Raw genomic sequence first — 18,527 nt, 5'->3', positions numbered from 1 at the left:
TGGGGGATGCTTCCGTACGGTCCGTGACAGACCGGAGCCGCTCCATCCCATGCCTCTCAAACTGAACCGCCGCCGCGCCCTGCTCACCGCGGCGGGGGCATCCGCCCTGGCGGCAGCAGCCTATCAATCTGCCCACACGGCTTCCCGAACCGCCCAGAGCCCGCGCCGTGCGGCCGGGTTCCCCGACGGCTTCCGCTGGGGCACCGCGACGTCGGCCTATCAGGTCGAGGGCGGCGCTCACGAGGATGGTCGCGGACCGTCGATCTGGGACACCTTCACCCGGGAGCCCGGCCGGATTCGCGACGGCTCGACCGGCGACGTCAGCGTGGACCACTATCGTCGCTACCGGGAAGACGTGGCGTTGATGAAATCGATCGGCGCGCGCACCTATCGCTTCTCGATCGCCTGGCCGCGTGTCTTTCCCGAAGGCAAGGGCATCGCGAATCCCAAGGGGCTCGATTTCTACGACCGGCTGGTCGACGCGCTTCTCGCCGCCGGCATCGAGCCGTTCGCGACGCTCTATCACTGGGACATGCCGCAGGCGCTGCAGGATCGCGGCGGCTGGGAATCGCGCGACACCGCCCAGGCGTTCGGCGACTACGCCGCCTACGTCGCAAGCCGCCTCACCGATCGCGTGCGTCAGGTCTTCACCCTCAACGAGATGCAGACCTTCGTCGAGCAGGGCCACGAGACCGGCAATTTCGCGCCGGGCCTCAAGCTGCCCCCCGGCCGGCTGAACCAGGTGCGCCACCACGCGGTGCTGGCGCATGGCCTGGCCGTGCAGGCGGTACGCGCCAGCGGACGGCGCGGCACCAAGGTGGGTCCGGCCGAGAACATCGCCACGGCGGTGCCCGCCGTCGAGACGGTCGAGAACATCAAGGCCGCCGAACGGGCGACGCGCGAACTGAACGCGCCCTACCTCACGGTGATGATGGAAGGCCGCTACACCGACGCCTATCTCGCAAAGGCGGGCCGCGACGCGCCGCGCTTCACCGACGCGGAGCTGAAGATCATCTCGAGCAAGGTCGATTTCGTCGGCCTCAACGTCTATGCGCCCAGCCAGTACGTGCTGGCGAGCGAGGCGGCACCGGGCTTCACGCCGGTGCCGTTCCCGTCGTCGCATCCGCACATGGCCTCGTCGTGGCTGCTGGTGGGGCCGGAGGTGCTTTACTGGGCGCCGCGCCATGCCGCCCGACTCTGGCCGGTGAAGGACATCTTCATCACCGAGAACGGCGCGTCTGCGGCGGACGAGCCGATGCCGGACGGCACGGTCCACGACGTCGACCGCGTGATGTATCTGCGAAACTGTCTGATGCACCTGCAGCGCGCGACCGCCGAGGGCGTTCCGGTCCGCGGATATTTCCTGTGGAGTCTGCTCGACAATTTCGAATGGGCCGACGGTTACGCGACGCGGTTCGGCCTCGTCCATGTCGACTATGCGACGCAGAAGCGAACCCCCAAGCTCAGCGCCGAATTCTATCGCGAAGTCATTGCGCGCAACGCCTTGGCGTGAGTGGGAGCAAATCGCAGGCCATAAAACAAGGTTGACCCTCGGAGCCGGAAAAAGGTTTTGCTTTCCACTTTCCTGCGAAACTTTGGAAAGAGTTTTCGTGCACGAAAGCCCCGCCCTCGAATATTAGAATTCCTGACGTGCCCACTATGCCAAGATGGGCGACGCTGTGAACGGCGAAAGGGGAATCAAAATGAAGCTGCCCGTAGCGACGCTCGACCATGTGGTCATCAATGCCCGCGACGACATGGATCATGCGGCGGACGTCTATACGCGTCTGGGGTTTTCGCTCACCGAACGCGGCTATCATTCGCTGGGCTCGATGAATCACCTCGCCATGTTCGGCACCGACTATCTCGAGCTGATCGCCATTCCGAAGGATGCCGCGTCCGGGCGCCTCGATCTGCTCACCTTCCCCTTCGGGCTGAACGGTCTCGTCTTCGGCGCGGAGGATTCCGCCGTCACCTACGAAGCGCTGAGCAAGGCCGGCGTCCCCATCGACCCGCCGGTCGAATTCACGCGCCCCGTGAAGGTCGGCGACGAGATGCGCGATGCGCGGTTCCGCACGGTCCGCATGAAGGCCGGCGTCGTGCCGTACGGCCGCGTCTATTTCTGTCACCACTTCACGCGCGACGTCGTATGGCGCGACGAGTGGCGTCACCATGCCAATGGCACGGTCGCCATCGTGCGCTTCCTGATCGTCGAGCCGGATCCCGCGGCGGCGTCCAAACTCTATGCCGACATGTTCGGACCGGAAGCCGTGCGCGACATCAAGGGCGGCAAGTCGGTCGTGGTCGGCAATTCGCGCGTCGACATCCTGACCGAGGCCGAGCTGAAGGCTCAGTTCGGCGACGCCGTGCCGGATGCCGAAGGCCGCACGGCCTACATGGCCGGCCTCACATTCCGCACGCTGTCGGCGGCGAAGGCGGCACGTGCCTTGCAGGACGGCAAGATCAGCGGCGTGACGCAGAGTGCGGGACGGGTCGTCGTGCCGGCCAAACAGGCGTTGAACGCGGTGCTCGAGTTCATCGAATAGGCTGACGGAAGATCGTCGGGGCTGCTGGGGAGCGGCCGAGAAGGGAAGCCATGGAATATTATGATTGCTTCGCCGCAAGCTATGCCAACGCGCGGGCGAAGTTTCTGAAGGCGGCGACGGCCGCGCAGGGCGAGGTGCGATCGTTCCTGCACCCCGCGAAGAAGGCGCCCGACGGCGGCCCGCTGGCGATCGACGTCGCCCGTTTTGGCGACCGGAAGGCGGCGCGGCAGGCCCTGTTCCTGAGCGGCACGCACGGTCAGGAAGGCTTCTCCGGGTCGGCCGTGCAGATCGGCTGGCTGAACTCGGGCGGCGCGGCGCGGCTGCCCGCCGGTGTCGGCGTGGTGATGGTGCATGGGCTCAATCCCTACGGCTTCGCGCACGCCACGCGCACGACCGAGAACAACGTCGATCTCAACCGCAACTTCATCGATCGCGATGCGGGACCGGCGCCCGCCAATCCCCATTACGAGACGCTTCACGCCGACCTCCTGATCCGCGAATGGACCGACGCCGAGAACGCGCGGATCGCCGGCGTGTTGGACCGCTTCGCCGAGAGCAAGGGCCGGGACGTGCTGTTCGATACGCTGGCGCGCGGCCAGTACGGGCATCAGGACGGGCTGATGTTCGGCGGCAAGGACCGCGAATGGTCCAACCGGACGCTGGAGACCATCGTCGCCGAAACGCTGGCCGCCGCCGAGCGCGTGGCCTTCATCGACTGGCACACCGGCATCGGCGAGTACGGCAAGCCGTTCTTCCTCTGCTTCAACGATCCCGCCGGCCCGCTGTTCGCGCGCGCTTGCGACTGGTGGGGCAAGGACAATGTCGACGGTGTGCGGCCGCACGGCATGGAACGACCGAACTATACCGGCCTGGTCTTTCACGGCGTGCAGCGCTTCCTCGGCAATCGCGAGATGTGCGGCGCGGTGATCGAATTCGGCACGCGCGGCGTCAACATGCGCCGGGTGCTGCGGCTGGATCAGTGGCTTCGGCGGCAGCACGGGCTAGATCCCGACGTGCGCGCCACCCTGCAGGCCGACATGATGGATGCCTTCTGCCCCTTCGACGGCCAATGGCGCCAGGACACGCTCGGCTACGGGCTCAAACTCACCGACCAGGCACTTTCGGGACTCGCAGCATGGTGACGATCAAGTACGACAATCAGGGCGACGCGATCTCGCGCGACGTGCCGGCCGACAGCATCGCACTGATCGACGAAGGCGGCGACGGCAGCGAACGCCGCTACACCTACGCCGACATCCTGCGGCTGAGCGGTGCCGTCGCGCGCGGCCTCCTGAAGCGTGGCTTGCAGCGCGGCGACCGCGTGGCGATCCTCTCGGCCAACCGCGCCGAGTTCCTGCTGACCTTCCTCGGCACGATGCAGGCCGGCCTGGTCTCCGTTCCGGTGAACTACAAGCTGCCGGCCGAGACCGTCGCCTACGTCGTGGGCGACTGCGACGCCAAGCTGGTGATCGGCGACGATGCGCGGCTGCCGCTGGCACCCGACGACGTGCCGAAACTCTCCTTCGACAAGGACTTCGAAGCGCTGCTCGACGAGGGGCCGTTCACGCCGTTTCCGATGAAACCCGAGGAACCGGCGATGTTCCTCTATACGTCGGGCTCGACGGGCCGCCCCAAGGGCGTGGTGCTGTCGCACTATTCGCATCTCTGGGCGATCAGCCAGCGGGTGCGCCGGCCCGCGCCGGTCGGCCAGCGCGCGCTCGTGGCGGCGCCGCTCTATCACATGAACGGGCTGGCCATGTGCCAGACCACCTTCTCGCACGGCGACACCGTGGTGCTGCTGCCGCAGTTCACGACCCGCGGCTACATCGAGGCGGCCGCCAAGCATCGCGTCGCCTTCCTGACCTCCGTGCCGACCATGATCGCGATGATGCTGCGCGAGCGCGAGCTGCTCAGCCGCGCCGATCTCTCGGCGGTCGAGGCCGTCCGCATGGGCTCCGCGCCCGTTACCCAATCGCTGATCGACCAGGTGCACGCGGTGTTCCCAAAGGCCCTGGTCAGCAACGGCTACGGCACCACCGAGGCCGGCCCCGTCGTGTTCGGCCCTCATCCCGAGGGCCTGCCGCAGCCGGTACTCTCGACGGGCTATCCGCATCCCGAGGTTCAGCTTCGCCTCGTGCGCGACGGAAGGGAAGTGCAGGACGAAGGCGAGCTCCAGATGAAGTGCGGTGCGCTGATGACGCACTATCACAAGCTCCCGGCCAAGACCGCCGAGGTCATGACGCCGGACGGCTTCTACCGGACCAGCGACGTCTTCCGGCGCGACGAGAAGGGCTTCTTCTATTTCGTCGGTCGCGTCGATGACATGTTCGTGTGCGGCGGCGAGAACATCTATCCCGGCGAGGTGGAGAAGATGCTCGAACGGCATCCCGGCATCCACCAGGCTGCGGTGATTCCCGTGCCCGACGAACTCAAGGGCCACAAGCCCATCGCCTTCGTCGTCAAGGCGGCCGGCGCCGAACTCGACGAACAGGCGGTGAAGACCTATGCGCTGGCCAACGCGCCGGCCTACCAGCATCCGAGACGGGTGCTGTTCGTCGACGAGATGCCGCTTGCCGGCACCAACAAGATCGACAAGCGCATCCTCGCAAAGCAAATCCCAACTGGAGAAGTATAAAAATGAAAGCAGCCGTCGTCCGTGAACATGGTGGACCGGACCGCCTCGTCTTCGAAACCAACTTCCCCGATCCGACGCCCGGCGAGGGCGATGTGATCGTCGCGGTGAAGGCCTCGTCGCTGAACTATCACGACGTCTTCACCCGCCGTGGCATGCCGGGCATCAAGGTGCCGATGCCCGCCATCATGGGTCTCGACGTTGCCGGCGAGATCGCGGAGGTCGGCCCGGGCGTCACCGGCTGGAAGAAGGGCGATCGCGTCCTGGTCGACCCGATCAACCGGGTCGAAGGCGGCCTGATGGGCGAGACCGTGCATGGCGGCCTGGCCGAGCTGTGCAAGGCGCGCGCCCACCAGCTGATCAAGATTCCCGACGGCGTGAGCTATGCCGATGCCGCGGCCCTTCCCGTGGCCTATGGCACGGCGCTGCGCATGATGGTCACCAATGGCCATGTCGCGAAGGGCGAGAAGGTCCTGATCCTCGGCGCCTCGGGCGGCGTCGGCGTCTGCTGCCTGCAGCTGGCCAAGCTGGCCGGCTGCGAAGTGATCGCCTGTGCCGGTACCGACGCCAAGGCCCAGCGCCTGGCCGAGCTCGGCGCCGACAAGACGATCAACTACATCGAGAAGGATTTCATGAAGGAAGTCTTCGCGATGTACGGCAAGCCGACGCGGCGCGGCAACGGCACCGACCAGGGCGTCGATGTCGTCGTCAACTACACCGGCGGTGACACCTGGGTGAATTCGCTGAAGACGCTCAAGGTCGGCGGCCGCCTGCTGACCTGCGGCGCCACCGCGGGCTACGCGCCGACCGAGGACATCCGCTTCATCTGGACCTTCGAGCTCAAGATCCTGGGTTCCAACGGCTGGATGCGCAGCGACATCGAGAAGCTTCTGGAGCTGGTGCAGAGCGGCAAGCTCAAGGTGCTGGTCGACAAGGTCTTCCCGCTGTCCGAAGCGCGCGAGGCTCTGCGCGTGATCGAGGATCGCGAAGTGTTCGGCAAGATCGTGGTGGCCCCATGAGCGACAAGCTTCAGCCCCTGAGCGACGCCGAACTGCAGGCGATGCTCGATCATTCGCCGTTCATTTCCTTCCTCGGCCTCAAGGTCACCGAAGCGGACCCGGCGAAGGAACGCGTCACGATGGAATGCGAGATGCGCCCGGAGTTCGAGCGCGGCAAGGGCACCGGCCAGTGGCACGGCGGCCCGATCGCGGCGGTCATCGACACGGTTGGCGACTACGCGCTCATCATGGCGCTGCGGCGTGGCCTGCCGACGATCAACTTCCGCGTCGACTATCTGCGGCCCGCGATCAAGACCAAGCTCATCACGACGGCCACGGTCCGCCGCAATGGCAAAAGCGTCGGCATCGTCGATGTCGACGTCTTCAACGACAAGATGGTGCTGTTGGCAATTGGTCGCGCGACTTATTCGACGTTGCAGGCTTAGACCACACGGTATGAAGTTTGCTTCGTCCGGCGTGGGAATTGGGGAACGGAGGGTGTCATGACGATCAAGGTTTCACGCCGCGTGTTTGGCGCGGGTGTCTTCGCCGCCGGCGTGGTCGGCACGTCCGGGGGATCGTTCGCACAGGGCACGCCCAAGCGGGGCGGCACCCTGGTGGCGACCTGGGGCGGCGGCGAGCCGCAGGCCTGCTACGTGCCGGCCGGCGGCGGCTCGAGTCCGACCTTCTCGTCGTCCAAGCTCTTCGAGCGTCTTGCTCTGAGGAGAATGGACGGCCAGTTCGAGGGCGTGCTGGCCGAATCCTGGAAGCCGTCGGCCGACTTCAAGTCCTACACGGTGAAAATCCGCAAGGGCGTGAAGTTCCATGACGGCAAGGACATGACGGTCGACGACGTCGTCTATTCCGTCACTGAAATCTGGAAGAAGTATGCCGTTGCGTCGGCGCTCACCGACTTCGCGGGCATCGAATCGCCCGACGCCGATACGGTCGTCTTCAAGTACAACAATCCGACGCCGGAATTCTTCTTCGCGTCCACCCTGTGCTCGCCGGTGGCCTACATCGTGCCGAAGCACATCTATGCCGGCAGCGATCCGGTCACCAACCCGGCCAACAATGCGCCGATCGCCACCGGCCCGTGGAAGTTCAAGGAGTGGGTGCGCGGCAGCCACTTCGAATACGTGAAGAACGAGAACTACTGGAAGAAGGACCAGCCCTATCTCGACCGGCTGATCATCCGCTACGTGCGCGATCCGGCGGGCCGCGCCGCGGCAATGGAAGCGGGCGACATCCACATCGGCGTGTTCAATCCCGTCGCGCCGCCGGACATCAAGCGCCTGACCGGAACCGGCAAGTTCGTCGCCACGCCCAAGGGCTACGAGGAAGCCGTCTGGTCGACGACGCTCGAGTGCAACATGCGCAATCCGGTCTTCGCCAAGCGCGAGGTCCGGCAGGCCATGTTCCACGCCATCAATCGCGAGTTCATCGCCAAGACGGTCTACTACGGCTACGCGCGGCCGGGCACGAGCCCGATCTACTCCCCCAACAAGGAGTTCTACACCGCCGACACGTTCAAGACAGGCTTCGACCCGAAGAAGGCGGCGGCCCTGCTCGACGCGGCCGGCTTCCCGAAGAAGGCCGACGGCAAGCGCTTCACCCTGAACCTGCTCTCGGCGGGGTGGTTCCAGGAGAACGGCAAGGTCGGCGCCTATGTGAAGCAGGCACTCGAGGATGTCGGCGTCGGCATCAACCTCACCGTTCCCGATCGCCCGACCTCTCTGAAGCGCATCTACACCGACTACGACTACGACCTGGCGATCTCGAACCAGGCCAATCCGTCGGAGCCGGTGCCGTCGACCACGCAGTACTTCACGACCGACGGCATCCTGAAGGGCGTGCCCTTCCGCAACGCCTCGGGCTATTCCAATCCCGACGTCGACAAGCTGGTCGCCAGCATCAAGGTCGAGACCGACCCGGCCAAGCGCAAGGCGCTGGTGGTCGAGTTCCAGAAAATCATCGCGCAGGAAGCTCCGCTCCTGCCGCTGGTCGAGCTGGAATCGATCACCCTGGCCAGCACCAAGGTGCAGAACCACTCGAACGACCCGAACTTCCTCGCGGCAAGCTGGGGAGACCTATGGCTGGCGAGCTAGTCTCGCCGACGCCCGCCCTTCGCGGCTCCGCCCGTCGAACGGCGGCGCTGCGGCTGCTGCGGCGACGGCTGATCCAGGCCGTCCCGCTGATGCTGGGTGTGGTGATCATCAACTTCTGCCTGATCCAGATGGCGCCGGGCAGTTTCCTCGAGCTGATGACGGCCGAGAACCAGGTGAGCGACCCGGCGACGGTCGCGCTGCTGCGCAAGACCTACGGGCTGGAAGATCCCGTCTGGATGCAGCTGCTGAAGTACATCTGGGCCCTGCTGCATTTCGACTTCGGCTTCTCCTATCGCCAGAACATGCCGGTCATCCAGGCCATCTGGATCCATCTGCCGGCAACGGTCCTGCTGATGGTATCGAGCATCACGCTCGCCATCACGATCGGCGTGGCGGCGGGCGTCGTCGCCTCGATGAAGGTTCGCACCTTCTGGGACAGCCTGGTTTCGGTCGCCGCCATGTTCTTCTATGCCGCGCCCAGTTTCTGGCTCGGCATCATGATGATCGTGCTGTTCTCGGTGAAGCTCGGCTGGCTGCCGGTGGGTGGCATGATGAAGATCGGCGGCAGCGGGGGCGTGCTGGATATCCTGCACCACCTCATCCTGCCGACGCTGGCATTGGGCCTGTTCTATGCCGCGATCTATACCCGCGTCATGCGGTCCTCGATGCTCGAGGTGGCGCAGCTCGACTTCGTGCGCACGGCCCGTGCCAAGGGCCTCAGCCGCAACAAGGTCACCATTCACCACGTGCTGCGCAACGCACTGCTGCCGGTGGTCACGATCCTGGGCGTGCAGATGGGCACCGTGCTGGCGGGCAGCGTCGTGATCGAGAGCGTGTTCAGCTGGCCGGGCGTCGGCTCGCTGCTGTTCGACAGCGTGAGTTCGCGCAACTATCCGGTCGTGCTCGGCATCATGGTGCTGGGCTCGCTGGTCGTCATCGCCGCCAACATCGCGGTCGACCTCATCTACATGTGGCTCGATCCGCGCATCGAGATCCGCTGATGCAACGCTTCGAATTTCTTGGCCGCTTTGCCCGCAATCGCGGCGCCCTGGTCGGCGCCTGCCTGATCCTGGTCGTCGCGCTCATGGCGGTCTTCGCCTCGGTCTTCTTCCCGACCGACCCGCTGCGCATCGTCGGCCTGCCCGAACTGTGGCCCGGCGAGGATCCTGAGTTCCCGCTCGGCACCGATTCTCTGGGACGCGACATCCTCTCGATGATCGTGCATGGCGCGCGGGCGACCCTGCTGATCGGCCTGTTCGCCTCCGCCGTCGCCACGATCATCGGCGTCGGTGTCGGCGCCATCGCCGGCTATTTCGGCGGCTGGGTCGACGAGGTCGCGATGCGCGCGGCCGAGCTGTTCCAGACCATCCCGAACCTGATCTTCGTGCTCACCATCGTGGTCATCCTGGGCTCCACCCTGACCAACATCGTGATCGCCATCGGCATCGTGAGCTGGACGCCGATCGCGCGCATGACCCGGGCGGAATTCCTGTCGCTGCGCGATCGCGAGTTCGTGCAGGCCTGCCGCTCGATGGGCATGAGCGACTTCCGCATCATCGTCTCGGAGATCCTGCCCAACGCCCTGCCGCCGGTGATCGTGCTCTCCTCGCTGGTCGTGGCCGGCGCCATCCTGTTCGAATCGGCCGTCTCCTTCCTTGGCCTGGGCGATCCCAATGTCGCGAGCTGGGGCCGGCTGGTCGGCGACGGGCGCCAGCTCATCCGCAGCTCCTGGTACATCTGTGCCATCCCGGGCATCGCGATCATGATCACGGTGCTCTGCCTCAACCTGGTGGGCGACGGGCTGAACGACGCGCTCAATCCGAAGCTGAGGGACCGGTGATGAGTGGCGCGGCCCTTCCCCTCGAAATCACCGGCCTGCAGACGACGCTGTTCACCCGCCGCGGCGAGATGAAGGCCGTCGATGGCCTCAGCCTGAGCGTCGGCGCCGGCGAGACCGTGGCCCTGGTAGGCGAGTCCGGCTGCGGTAAGTCGCTGTCGGCGCTCTCGATCATGCGCCTGCTGCCCGATCCGCCGGCCCGCATCGTCGGCGGCCAGGTGAAGCTCAACGGACGGGACATCGTGCCCCTGCCCGAGGAGGCCATGCTCGGCATCCGGGGCAAGGAGATCGGCATGATCTTCCAGGACCCGCTCAGCTCGCTGAACCCGGTCGCCACGGTCGAGAAGCAGATCGTCGAAGTGCTGATGACCCATACCGAGCTCGGCCGCGGCCAGGCGCGCGTGCGCGCCCACGAGCTGCTGGAGCTGGTCGGCATGCCCGACGCCGCCCGCCGCCTCGACGCCTACCCGCACCAGCTGTCCGGCGGCATGTGCCAGAGGGTGATCATCGCCATGGCGATCGCCTGCAGCCCGTCGGTGCTGATCGCCGACGAGCCGACCACGGCGCTCGATGTCACGGTGCAGGCCCAGGTGCTGGCGCTCCTGAAGAAGCTGCAGGCCGATGCCGGCATGGCGATGATCTTCATCACCCACGATCTCGGCGTGGTCGCCGAAACCGCCGACCGGGTCGTGGTCATGTATGCCGGCCGCAAGGTCGAGGAGGCCTCGGTCGACGATCTGTTCGAGAACCCGCTGCATCCCTACACGGTGGGCCTGATCGGTGCGACGCCGACGCCGGGCGCCGAGCGCGCCGAGCGGCTGGCCGACATTCCCGGCATGGTGCCGCCGCTGAATGCCCTGCCGCAGGGCTGCGCCTTCGCGCCCCGCTGCCCGCGGGTGATGGACCGTTGCCTCACCGAGAAGCCTGCCCTCACGGCGCCCGCCCCAGGTCGCCTCGTCGCCTGCTTCGCAGCGCAAGGAGGCTGAGCATGTCTTTGCTGTCCCTGCGCGACGTGCGCGTCCAGTTCAATACCGCGGGCGGCGTCGTGCGTGCCGTGAACGGCGTCAGCCTCGACCTTGCGGTCGGCGAGACCCTGGGCCTCGTGGGCGAATCCGGCTGCGGCAAGTCCACCCTGGGCAAGGCGATCATGAAGCTGGTGCCCGTCGCCGGCGGCGAGATCCTGGTCGAGGGCGTCGACATTGCGCCGCTCAACCGCGAACAGCTCACCAACATGCGCCGCAAGGTGCAGATGATCTTCCAGGACCCCTACGGCTCACTCAATCCGCGTTCGACGGTGGGGCGCTCCGTAGCCCAGCCGCTGACGCTCGCCGGCTGGAAAGCCGACGCCACGGCCGAGCGGGTCGAGACGCTGCTGCGCTGGGTCGGCCTGCCGAGCGACGCCAAGCAGCGCTACCCGCACGAGTTCTCGGGCGGCCAGCGCCAGCGCATCGGCATCGCCCGCGCCCTGGCGCTCAGCCCCAAGCTGATCATCTGCGACGAGCCGGTCTCCGCGCTCGACGTGTCAGTACGCGCGCAGGTCATCAACTTGCTGGAAGACCTGAAGAGCCAGTTCGGCGTCTCGTATCTCTTCATCAGCCACGATCTCAGCGTGGTCGAGCACATCGCCGACCGGGTGGCGGTGATGTATCTCGGCATGCTGTTCGAGGTCGGCGGCCGCGACCAGATCTGGCGCGAGCCCCGCCATCCCTACACCAGGGCCCTGCTGGCGGCGGCGCCGATCGCCAACCCAAAGCTCGCGCGCGCGCGCCAACGCACGGTGCTGCAAGGAGAGTTGCCGAGCCCGCTGAACCCGCCGCCCGGCTGTCCCTTCAATTCGCGCTGCCCGATGGCCCAGGACCGCTGCCGGGCCGAGAAGCCGGCGCTCCGTGCCGTGGGGAACGGCGTGCAGGCGGCGTGCCATTTCGTCTGATTGGGCTATGATCGCGGCCATGAGATTGCCCGCCTTCTCCGCCGCCCTGCTTGCCGCCGGAACCCTTTCCGGCGCCGCCTCTGCCCAGACCATGGAGTTCGCCTGCCCCGATCCGGGCACGACCTTCACCTACGACAGCGGCGTCAAGGTCGTGGCCCGCGGTCGCGAGGGCATGGACTGCCTGATGGACCGGGTGGGCGGCGAGCCCTTCAAGCTGCGCGCGCTGCTGTTCGACAATCCGTCGGCCGATGGCGCAGACCTGACCGCCTATCTCGCCGCCTTGCGTCCCGAGCGCCTGTGGCCGCTCGAAGTCGGCAAGAAGATCGAGGCGAGCTACAGGGCCGGCGGCACGAGCTGGACCTACACCTTCGCCGTGGCGCGCCATGAGCGGCGCACCGGGCCGGGCGACAAGATGATCGACGCGTTCCTGGTGGAGATGAACGAGACCGGCGACAAGGGGCAGCGCACGATCTCGCGCTGGTGGATCTCGCTCGCCGACAAGTTCGCCATCCGCTACGACTTCAGCGACGGCGCCGGCAAGGCCAACCGCGCCGTGGTGACCGAGGTCTCGCGCTAGCCGAGTTTGACTCGGAGCCTCCGCCGCGTTTAGTCGCGTGACCTCTGGAGGATCTCAGACCATGAAGTCGATTGCCCTCGCCGCCCTGCTGGCCACTGTCGCCGCAGGCGGCGTCTGCGCGCAGACCGCCTCCTTCCAGTGTCCGCCCAGCGGCACCCAATTCACCTACAGAGGCGACGGCTTGGAGAAGGAGAACACGGCCTCGGGTCACGACGCCACCGTCTGCCTGTACGACAGCCTCTCGAACGGCAAGGCCGAGTCGCTGCGCGTGCACGGCGGCCTCGTCGGCTCGGTCGATGCCCAGGGCGAGTCCTTCGCCAAAGGCCTCGACCTGAAGGCGCTGTGGCCGCTCAAGGTCGGCAACAAGATCACGAATGCCGTCACCGTCGTCGGCCGCGACGGCAAGAGCTACACCTCCACCGTCACGATGACCGTGGCCGCCTACGAGAAGGTCACGGTGCCGGCCGGCAGCTTCGACGCTTTCCGTGTCGAGGAAAGCAAGGCCGATTCGAACGGCCGTGACATTCATTGGTGGGCGCCGGCCGTTTCGGCCTCGGTCAAGGAAAGCTTTCCCGACTGGCGCACGCCCGGCAAGACAATCACCCTCGATTTGGTATCGCTGAAGCCGGCCGCCAAATAACGCCGCCGACGCTCTTGGCTACGCGACCGAGCCTGGATCGGTGTTGGCGCCGCAGATCAGCGTAGCGACGCGTTCGCCTGGCGCAGGACGATAGACGCCGGCGCGCAAGGCAGCGAGGCCGGTCGCACCGGCGGGTTCGGCGACGATGCGCAGCTCGTCCCACAGAGCGCGCTGCGTCTCACGCACGGCCTCGTCGGTGACAAGCACGGAGCCGCGGACCAGCGCACGCGCGACCTCGAAGTTGGGCGTGCCGATGCGGCTCGCACCCAGCGCGTCGGCGGCGATGCCGGAGATCGCTACATCGACCGGCTTTCCGGCCTTCAGCGCCTCGTGCAGGGTCGGCGTGCCCTCGGTTTCGACGGCCACGATCTTCTTCGACGCACCGATCGCGGCCGCGCAGCCGGCGATCAGGCCGCCGCCGCCGACGGCGATCAGCAGCGTGTCGAACTCCGCCTGTTCGGCGAATTCCAGCGCGACGCTGCCGGCGCCGGCGAACACGACCTCGTCCTCATAGGCCGGCACCATGAGGGCACCGGTTTCGGCGGCGCGCGCCTCGGAGGCGGCGCGGGCTTCGGCATAGACGGCACCGATCTGGGTCACGACCGCGCCGTAGCTGCGCAGCCGCGCCACCTTGGCCGGCGCGGCGATGGTCGGCACGAAGATCTCGGCCTTGTGGCCCAGGGCGCGCGCCGCATAGGCCGCCGCGGCGCCGTGATTGCCGCCCGAGGCGGCGATGATGCCGGCTGCCGGCACCTTGGAGGCCAGCAGCTTGTGGAACGCCCCGCGTCCCTTGAATGTCCCGCTCACCTGCAGCGATTCGAGCTTGAGGGCCAAGGGCGCCGTCACGCCGAGCGAGCCGGCAACGAGCTCGATCACCGGCGTGCGTCGCACGTGCGGACGGATCAGGCCCCAGGCGGCCGCCACTTCGGTTCGGGAGATCATGGCGGCCTCAGGCGCGGCGGCAGGCCGGGACGTGGCGCAGGTAGTAGTCGAAATCGGGTGTGCTGGCGCGCGGGTCCTTGGCTTCCTCGTCGTAGCGGCGCAGCCGCACGGCCTCGGCGTGATACGGGTTGGCGCGAAAGGCTTCGACCTCGTCGGGCGACATCAGTCCGCCCTGGAGTTCGAGGCTGCGCACCGAATCGGCCGCCAGCTTGCCGAAGTAATCGGATTCGACCGTGCAGAGATAGCGCTTGGCCGTGACGTGCAGTCGGACGGGCTCGCTGACCGCCGGCTCGAAGCGCTCGGCCAGCCATTTCGCGCCCAACTCTTCATGCACGTCGTCGACGCCCTGCGAGGCCGGGTCTTCGCCGAGCCCGTGGATCATGTGCCCGACATCGTGCAGCAGCGAGGCCAGCACCGTCGCCGGCGGCGCGCCATCGGCCTCGGCCAGCGCCGCTGACTGCAGCGCATGCTGAAGCTGGTTGATGTCGGACAGGCCGTACCGGCGGGTGGCGCGGCCGGCGAAGATTTCCAGGAGTTCCTGGCGCAGCGGGTCGTTCATGCGTTCTTTTTACCATGAACCGGGTCGTATCCGGGAATCAGGGAAAGCGCCTGCTTCAAAGGGTCCGGCTGCCACGCGCGTGTAACGAAATCGCCATGCATGTCGAGGCCGCCCGTCGGTCCGAGGAAGCAGGCGGCACCCGGAGTCAGGCCTTTTGGGACAGTGCGTGTGAAGGGCACGCGTCGCTTGGTCAGCAGCCCTTGCAAGGTGGCGTTCTCGTCTTTGGTCGAATCGGTGAAGGCGCTCACCAGGAAGGCCTGCCGGCGGCGGGCGGCGAACCAGGCGGCGAACTTGTCCTCTTCGCCATAGAGCGCATCCAGCAGGATCAGGCCGTTCACGCGGTGGTTGGCGCCGCCACGCTCCAGCGCATAGGCGGCCGACAGGTAGCCGCCGCTATAGGCGGCGATGGTCACGGGCGCGAGGTTGAAGCCGCGTCCGGCCCGACGGTCGCCATACAGACGCATCAGCCGTTCCGCCGCCTCGTCGAGATACCGGGCGAAATGTCCGCCGCGCCAGAAATTGCCGGCGCTCGAATCGAGGGCGTCGTAGGCCAGCTGCGGCGCGACCAGCGCGATGTTCTTGCCCGACTCGTCGACCTGGCGCGGCACGGCCTGGCGCAGCACGACGTCGCGCTCCAGGGTGGCGCCCTGGCCATGGAGGAACAGCAGCATCATCACCGGCCGCGACGGATCGAAACCCTGCGGCAGGTAGAGCAGCGAGCGGCGATCGCTGTAGGTCGTCTCCTCCCAGTAGACGTCGCCGCGGCCCGTCGTGTGACCGCGCCGCTTGCCGTCGCGCGCGTCGAGAAACGGCTTCGTCGTACCCGGGATGACGCTGCGATAGGGAAAGGGAGAGGCGTCGAACGCGACGAGCTGCGTCTTCGCCTCTTTCAAGCCGGGCGGCGGCGCAGGCGGCGCAGGCTTCGCGGCATGCAGCGGCGCGGGCTTCGCGGCAGGCTTGGGCGCCTGCCGCTTGCTGGGTTTCTTGGGCTTCTTGGGCTGGGCGTGCGCGGAGGTCGGCATCAGGAGAGCCCCCAGCAGCAGCGCCCGCCGCTTCACGCGACCGCGGTCCGCCCTGCCCCCGTGGTCACGGGCGGCAGAGGCCTGATGACGGAGAAGAACGCGGGCAGCGCAATCAGGTAGGCGAAGGCCCCGACCAGGACGACGGCCGGGAGGCCGAAGCTGGTCGCCACGATCGGCACCAGCGCGGCGCCGATCACCGAGAAGCAGCCGTTGATGCCCCAGGCCCACAGGAACATGTGATCCTTGCCCAGGCGCCCCAGCATCGTCATCGCCGTCGGCATGGGGAAGCCCATGAGGAAGGCCGGCGGGAGGACGATCAGCAGGCAGAGCAGGATGCGCAGCGCGTAGGGCAGCGTGCCGATCCAGTCGAGCGCGTAGTCGATCGTGAAGGCATAGGTCGCCAGGATCACGAAGATCGCGAGGAACACCTTCGGCATGAACGAGCGCGCCCGGTCGAGATAGCGCTCGGAGAAGAAGCTGCCGATGCCGGAGAAGACCAGCATGCCGGTGATCAGCACCGAGGCCGAGACCGTGGCGTTGGAGAGCGCCAGGATGAAGTGGGAGATCATGCCCACCTCGACGATGATGTAGCCCAGGCCGAGGCACAGGAAATACAGCATCGTGCCGGCCTTGCCGGGGTAGCGGCTGAAGATGGTGCGCCAGCCGAACACGACCGGGAACAGCACGAGGGTAAGCGCGAAGACCGTGGCGATGCCCAGCGTCGCCCACAGCAGCAGGTAGCCCCATTCGTCCTGCACCAGCTCGAGCCGGTCAGTGAACTTCAGCAGGTCGGGCACCTTGATGTAGGCGGCGAAGTACGGCTGGTGATTGGTCAGGATGCGGGTGTCGAAGACGTACTGGTCGGCAACCTGCTGCCAGCCGCCCTCGATCAGATAATGCCAGGCGAGACGGCCGAGCACGGTTGCCGGCACGACCGGTGCAGGCGGCGGGCCGTCGGCTACGGCTGCGGTCGCTCCCGGTGCGCCCTCTGTACCCGCGCCGGGGGGCGGCTTGTCGTTGGGCTCCGTCTCCGCAGGCGCGGTCGGATCGACCGCATGGCCGGCGAAGAAGAACTGGTCGCGATAGTCCGACAGGATCTGCTTCAGGTCCGCCGTGTCGACCTTGAGGCCGGGATAGTAGATCTCGTCGAACGACATCGCCTTGGTGTGGGCGTTGAGCAGCTCGATCTCGGCCGGCGTGAAGCCGTCGCGCTTGTAGAGCACGGTGGCGGTCGAGAGATAGGACGAGACGACGTAGAACTTCTGGGCGATGTCCTTGCCGCCGTCGATGTCGCGGGCAGCGGCGGCCATCGTGGCGTAGAGCTTCAGCACCGACTTGGGCGGCTCTTCCTTGTTCCACAGGGTCACCGACAGGACGCCACCGGGCGTCAGCGCCCGCATGTAGGCGCTCATCGCCTCGCGGCTGTAGGAATACTTCTCCACGATCGAGAAGCCGCCGGGGCTCGACAGGCCGGCCGAATCGGCCAGCGACAGGTCGATCACGTCGTAGCGGTTCTTGGTATGGGCGACGTAGAGGCGGCCGTCATAATCGATGACGTTGACCTTCGGATTGTTCAGGACGTCGCCGGTGAAGTCGCGCAGGAACTTGTCCTCGCGGAAGGCGGAGAGCAGAGCCGGATTGCCCTCGGCCACCGTGACCTGGCTGGAGCCCGACTTCAGCGCCACCGCCGTCGAGATGCCGCCGCCGAACTGGACCACGAAGGTCTTCGGGTCCTTCTTCAGCAGGTAGGGGTAGTACATCGGCAGATACTTGAAGTACGCCGTCTGTTCGGCCGGCAGGTCCTTGATGATGCCGGCGGGCCCCTCGGAATCGATGTAGAGGCCGAGATAGGCGTTCGACGGCATCTTCTCGAGATTGAAGGCCGCATTGTCGGACTGGCCCGGCGCGAAGTGCAGGTACGAGCTGGAATAGACCTCGATATAGCCGAACGGCGAGGCGCGTTCGTAGACGCGCTTGGCGTCGGGGAATTTGCGGGCGTAGGAAACGCCCTTGTAGTCGGACACGGCGAGCTTGGGGATGCCCAGCACCTGCGGCGCAAAATGGTGCGCGGCAGCCGACAGGATGGCGACGACGACGATGGCCGCCATGCCGCGGCGATCGCCCAGCGCGACGAACCACAGGATGCCACCGGCCAGCCACAGGAGCAGCGGCGCCATGATCAGGTCGTCGGGCCGCCAGGCGTACATCGCCAGCAGCACGGTGAGGCCGCACAGGCCCGAGCCGACGAGATCGGCGAAATAGACGCGGCTGAAGGTCTTCTTGGCCTTCAGGAAGATCACGCCGAGATACAGGGCACCCGCCAGGAACGGCAGGAAATAGAGCACGAAGTTGGCGAACAGGCGCCACTTCTGAACCGGATCGGAAATCAGGAAGATCGCGTTGAACGGCACCTGCTGGGCGGCGAGGTTGCACACCACCATCAGCGGGCCGAAGGCCAGCAGCGCGCCTTTCACGGACCCGATCCAGTGGCGCTCGAACCAGCTCTTGCCGACGCACATGACAGCGCTGGTGAGACCGAAGCCGAACATGGCGAGGCTCACCACCAGCGAGCCGAAATGGGCCCAGCTGCCGACGGAGAACACGCGCATGATGCCGATCTGCAGCGCGATGATGCTGCCGGCGACCAGGCCTACGGAGAGATAGAAGGAGAGCGGTGGGCGGTGATCGAGATCGACCGTGACGGACAAGGGGGATCTCCGTTGTTTTTGTTGGATC

At 66.7% G+C, this 18,527-nt stretch carries 17 protein-coding genes; 13 read left to right on the top strand and 4 right to left on the bottom strand.

Annotated features, from left to right (window positions below):
- Window positions 1-49 precede the first annotated feature (49 nt).
- The 13 genes from ACO07K_RS26335 to ACO07K_RS26275 all read left to right on the top strand — a co-directional run bounded on the left by ACO07K_RS26335 (window position 50) and on the right by ACO07K_RS26275 (window position 13,268).
- The gene (locus tag ACO07K_RS26335; RefSeq protein ID WP_422033201.1) at window positions 50-1,513 is read left to right on the top strand and encodes a GH1 family beta-glucosidase; all 1,464 of its coding nucleotides are present in this window, start codon (window positions 50-52) and stop codon (window positions 1,511-1,513) included.
- 190 nt (window positions 1,514-1,703) lie between these two features.
- On the top strand, window positions 1,704-2,546 hold the full coding sequence (locus ACO07K_RS26330) for a VOC family protein (RefSeq protein ID WP_422033199.1): 843 nt from the start codon (window positions 1,704-1,706) through the stop codon (window positions 2,544-2,546).
- A 50-nt stretch (window positions 2,547-2,596) separates the two neighbouring features.
- The gene (locus ACO07K_RS26325) at window positions 2,597-3,688 is read left to right on the top strand and encodes a M14 family metallopeptidase (RefSeq protein WP_422033197.1); all 1,092 of its coding nucleotides are present in this window, start codon (window positions 2,597-2,599) and stop codon (window positions 3,686-3,688) included.
- Window positions 3,682-5,181, top strand: coding sequence for a class I adenylate-forming enzyme family protein (locus ACO07K_RS26320; protein ID WP_422033195.1), 1,500 nt, complete (start codon window positions 3,682-3,684; stop codon window positions 5,179-5,181). Before ACO07K_RS26325 ends, ACO07K_RS26320 begins: the two co-directional genes overlap by 7 nt.
- Window positions 5,182-5,183: 2 nt before the next feature.
- Window positions 5,184-6,197: a zinc-binding dehydrogenase gene (locus ACO07K_RS26315; RefSeq protein WP_422033193.1), complete on the top strand. Its 1,014-nt coding sequence runs from the start codon at window positions 5,184-5,186 to the stop codon at window positions 6,195-6,197.
- Window positions 6,194-6,622: a PaaI family thioesterase gene (locus ACO07K_RS26310; RefSeq protein WP_422033192.1), complete on the top strand. Its 429-nt coding sequence runs from the start codon at window positions 6,194-6,196 to the stop codon at window positions 6,620-6,622. Before ACO07K_RS26315 ends, ACO07K_RS26310 begins: the two co-directional genes overlap by 4 nt.
- A 57-nt stretch (window positions 6,623-6,679) precedes the next feature.
- The gene (locus tag ACO07K_RS26305) at window positions 6,680-8,284 is read left to right on the top strand and encodes an ABC transporter substrate-binding protein (protein WP_422033190.1); all 1,605 of its coding nucleotides are present in this window, start codon (window positions 6,680-6,682) and stop codon (window positions 8,282-8,284) included.
- A complete protein-coding gene (locus ACO07K_RS26300; RefSeq protein ID WP_422033188.1) occupies window positions 8,269-9,285 on the top strand; it encodes an ABC transporter permease in 1,017 nt (338 codons plus the stop codon). The genes ACO07K_RS26305 and ACO07K_RS26300 overlap by 16 nt, the downstream gene beginning before the upstream one ends.
- Window positions 9,285-10,124, top strand: coding sequence for an ABC transporter permease (locus tag ACO07K_RS26295; protein ID WP_422033186.1), 840 nt, complete (start codon window positions 9,285-9,287; stop codon window positions 10,122-10,124). The genes ACO07K_RS26300 and ACO07K_RS26295 overlap by 1 nt, the downstream gene beginning before the upstream one ends.
- On the top strand, window positions 10,124-11,107 hold the full coding sequence (locus ACO07K_RS26290; protein WP_422033182.1) for an ABC transporter ATP-binding protein: 984 nt from the start codon (window positions 10,124-10,126) through the stop codon (window positions 11,105-11,107). Before ACO07K_RS26295 ends, ACO07K_RS26290 begins: the two co-directional genes overlap by 1 nt.
- A gap of 2 nt (window positions 11,108-11,109) precedes the next feature.
- The gene (locus ACO07K_RS26285; RefSeq protein ID WP_422033181.1) at window positions 11,110-12,051 is read left to right on the top strand and encodes an ABC transporter ATP-binding protein; all 942 of its coding nucleotides are present in this window, start codon (window positions 11,110-11,112) and stop codon (window positions 12,049-12,051) included.
- 19 nt (window positions 12,052-12,070) lie between these two features.
- Complete coding sequence (locus tag ACO07K_RS26280) at window positions 12,071-12,628, top strand: hypothetical protein (protein ID WP_422033179.1); 558 nt, start codon at window positions 12,071-12,073, stop codon at window positions 12,626-12,628.
- 61 nt (window positions 12,629-12,689) lie between these two features.
- On the top strand, window positions 12,690-13,268 hold the full coding sequence (locus tag ACO07K_RS26275; protein WP_422033177.1) for a hypothetical protein: 579 nt from the start codon (window positions 12,690-12,692) through the stop codon (window positions 13,266-13,268).
- Window positions 13,269-13,286: 18 nt separating this feature from the next.
- Here the strand turns inward: ACO07K_RS26275 and ACO07K_RS26270 are convergent, their stop codons facing one another.
- Genes ACO07K_RS26270 through ACO07K_RS26255 form a run of 4 tightly spaced genes read right to left on the bottom strand, consistent with a single transcriptional unit; the run spans window position 13,287 to window position 18,499 of the window.
- Window positions 13,287-14,210 (bottom strand): serine/threonine dehydratase, encoded by a 924-nt coding sequence (locus ACO07K_RS26270; protein WP_422033175.1) that lies wholly within the window; start codon window positions 14,208-14,210, stop codon window positions 13,287-13,289.
- Window positions 14,211-14,217: 7 nt separating this feature from the next.
- Window positions 14,218-14,769, bottom strand: coding sequence for an HD domain-containing protein (locus tag ACO07K_RS26265; RefSeq protein WP_422033173.1), 552 nt, complete (start codon window positions 14,767-14,769; stop codon window positions 14,218-14,220).
- On the bottom strand, window positions 14,766-15,827 hold the full coding sequence (locus ACO07K_RS26260; RefSeq protein ID WP_422033171.1) for an alpha/beta hydrolase: 1,062 nt from the start codon (window positions 15,825-15,827) through the stop codon (window positions 14,766-14,768). Before ACO07K_RS26260 ends, ACO07K_RS26265 begins: the two co-directional genes overlap by 4 nt.
- On the bottom strand, window positions 15,824-18,499 hold the full coding sequence (locus ACO07K_RS26255) for a hypothetical protein (RefSeq protein ID WP_422033169.1): 2,676 nt from the start codon (window positions 18,497-18,499) through the stop codon (window positions 15,824-15,826). The genes ACO07K_RS26260 and ACO07K_RS26255 overlap by 4 nt, the downstream gene beginning before the upstream one ends.
- Between the last annotated feature and the right edge of the window lie 28 nt (window positions 18,500-18,527).

Source organism: Reyranella sp., assembly GCF_965228225.1.
Classification (GTDB): Bacteria; Pseudomonadota; Alphaproteobacteria; order Reyranellales; family Reyranellaceae; genus Reyranella.
This window is presented reverse-complemented; position numbering and strand designations above follow the sequence as displayed.

What these genes read in the sequence shown, in the direction of transcription:
- ACO07K_RS26325 (WP_422033197.1), top strand. Translation starts at nt 2,597, where the DNA reads ATGGAATATTATGATTGCTTCGCCGCAAGCTATGCCAACGCGCGGGCG.
- ACO07K_RS26275 (WP_422033177.1), top strand. Translation starts at nt 12,690, where the DNA reads ATGAAGTCGATTGCCCTCGCCGCCCTGCTGGCCACTGTCGCCGCAGGC.
- ACO07K_RS26280 (WP_422033179.1), top strand. Translation starts at nt 12,071, where the DNA reads ATGAGATTGCCCGCCTTCTCCGCCGCCCTGCTTGCCGCCGGAACCCTT.
- ACO07K_RS26270 (WP_422033175.1), bottom strand. Translation starts at nt 14,210, where the DNA reads ATGATCTCCCGAACCGAAGTGGCGGCCGCCTGGGGCCTGATCCGTCCG.
- ACO07K_RS26290 (WP_422033182.1), top strand. Translation starts at nt 10,124, where the DNA reads ATGAGTGGCGCGGCCCTTCCCCTCGAAATCACCGGCCTGCAGACGACG.
- ACO07K_RS26320 (WP_422033195.1), top strand. Translation starts at nt 3,682, where the DNA reads ATGGTGACGATCAAGTACGACAATCAGGGCGACGCGATCTCGCGCGAC.
- ACO07K_RS26330 (WP_422033199.1), top strand. Translation starts at nt 1,704, where the DNA reads ATGAAGCTGCCCGTAGCGACGCTCGACCATGTGGTCATCAATGCCCGC.
- ACO07K_RS26315 (WP_422033193.1), top strand. Translation starts at nt 5,184, where the DNA reads ATGAAAGCAGCCGTCGTCCGTGAACATGGTGGACCGGACCGCCTCGTC.
- ACO07K_RS26335 (WP_422033201.1), top strand. Translation starts at nt 50, where the DNA reads ATGCCTCTCAAACTGAACCGCCGCCGCGCCCTGCTCACCGCGGCGGGG.
- ACO07K_RS26310 (WP_422033192.1), top strand. Translation starts at nt 6,194, where the DNA reads ATGAGCGACAAGCTTCAGCCCCTGAGCGACGCCGAACTGCAGGCGATG.
- ACO07K_RS26265 (WP_422033173.1), bottom strand. Translation starts at nt 14,769, where the DNA reads ATGAACGACCCGCTGCGCCAGGAACTCCTGGAAATCTTCGCCGGCCGC.
- ACO07K_RS26285 (WP_422033181.1), top strand. Translation starts at nt 11,110, where the DNA reads ATGTCTTTGCTGTCCCTGCGCGACGTGCGCGTCCAGTTCAATACCGCG.
- ACO07K_RS26305 (WP_422033190.1), top strand. Translation starts at nt 6,680, where the DNA reads ATGACGATCAAGGTTTCACGCCGCGTGTTTGGCGCGGGTGTCTTCGCC.
- ACO07K_RS26300 (WP_422033188.1), top strand. Translation starts at nt 8,269, where the DNA reads ATGGCTGGCGAGCTAGTCTCGCCGACGCCCGCCCTTCGCGGCTCCGCC.
- ACO07K_RS26295 (WP_422033186.1), top strand. Translation starts at nt 9,285, where the DNA reads ATGCAACGCTTCGAATTTCTTGGCCGCTTTGCCCGCAATCGCGGCGCC.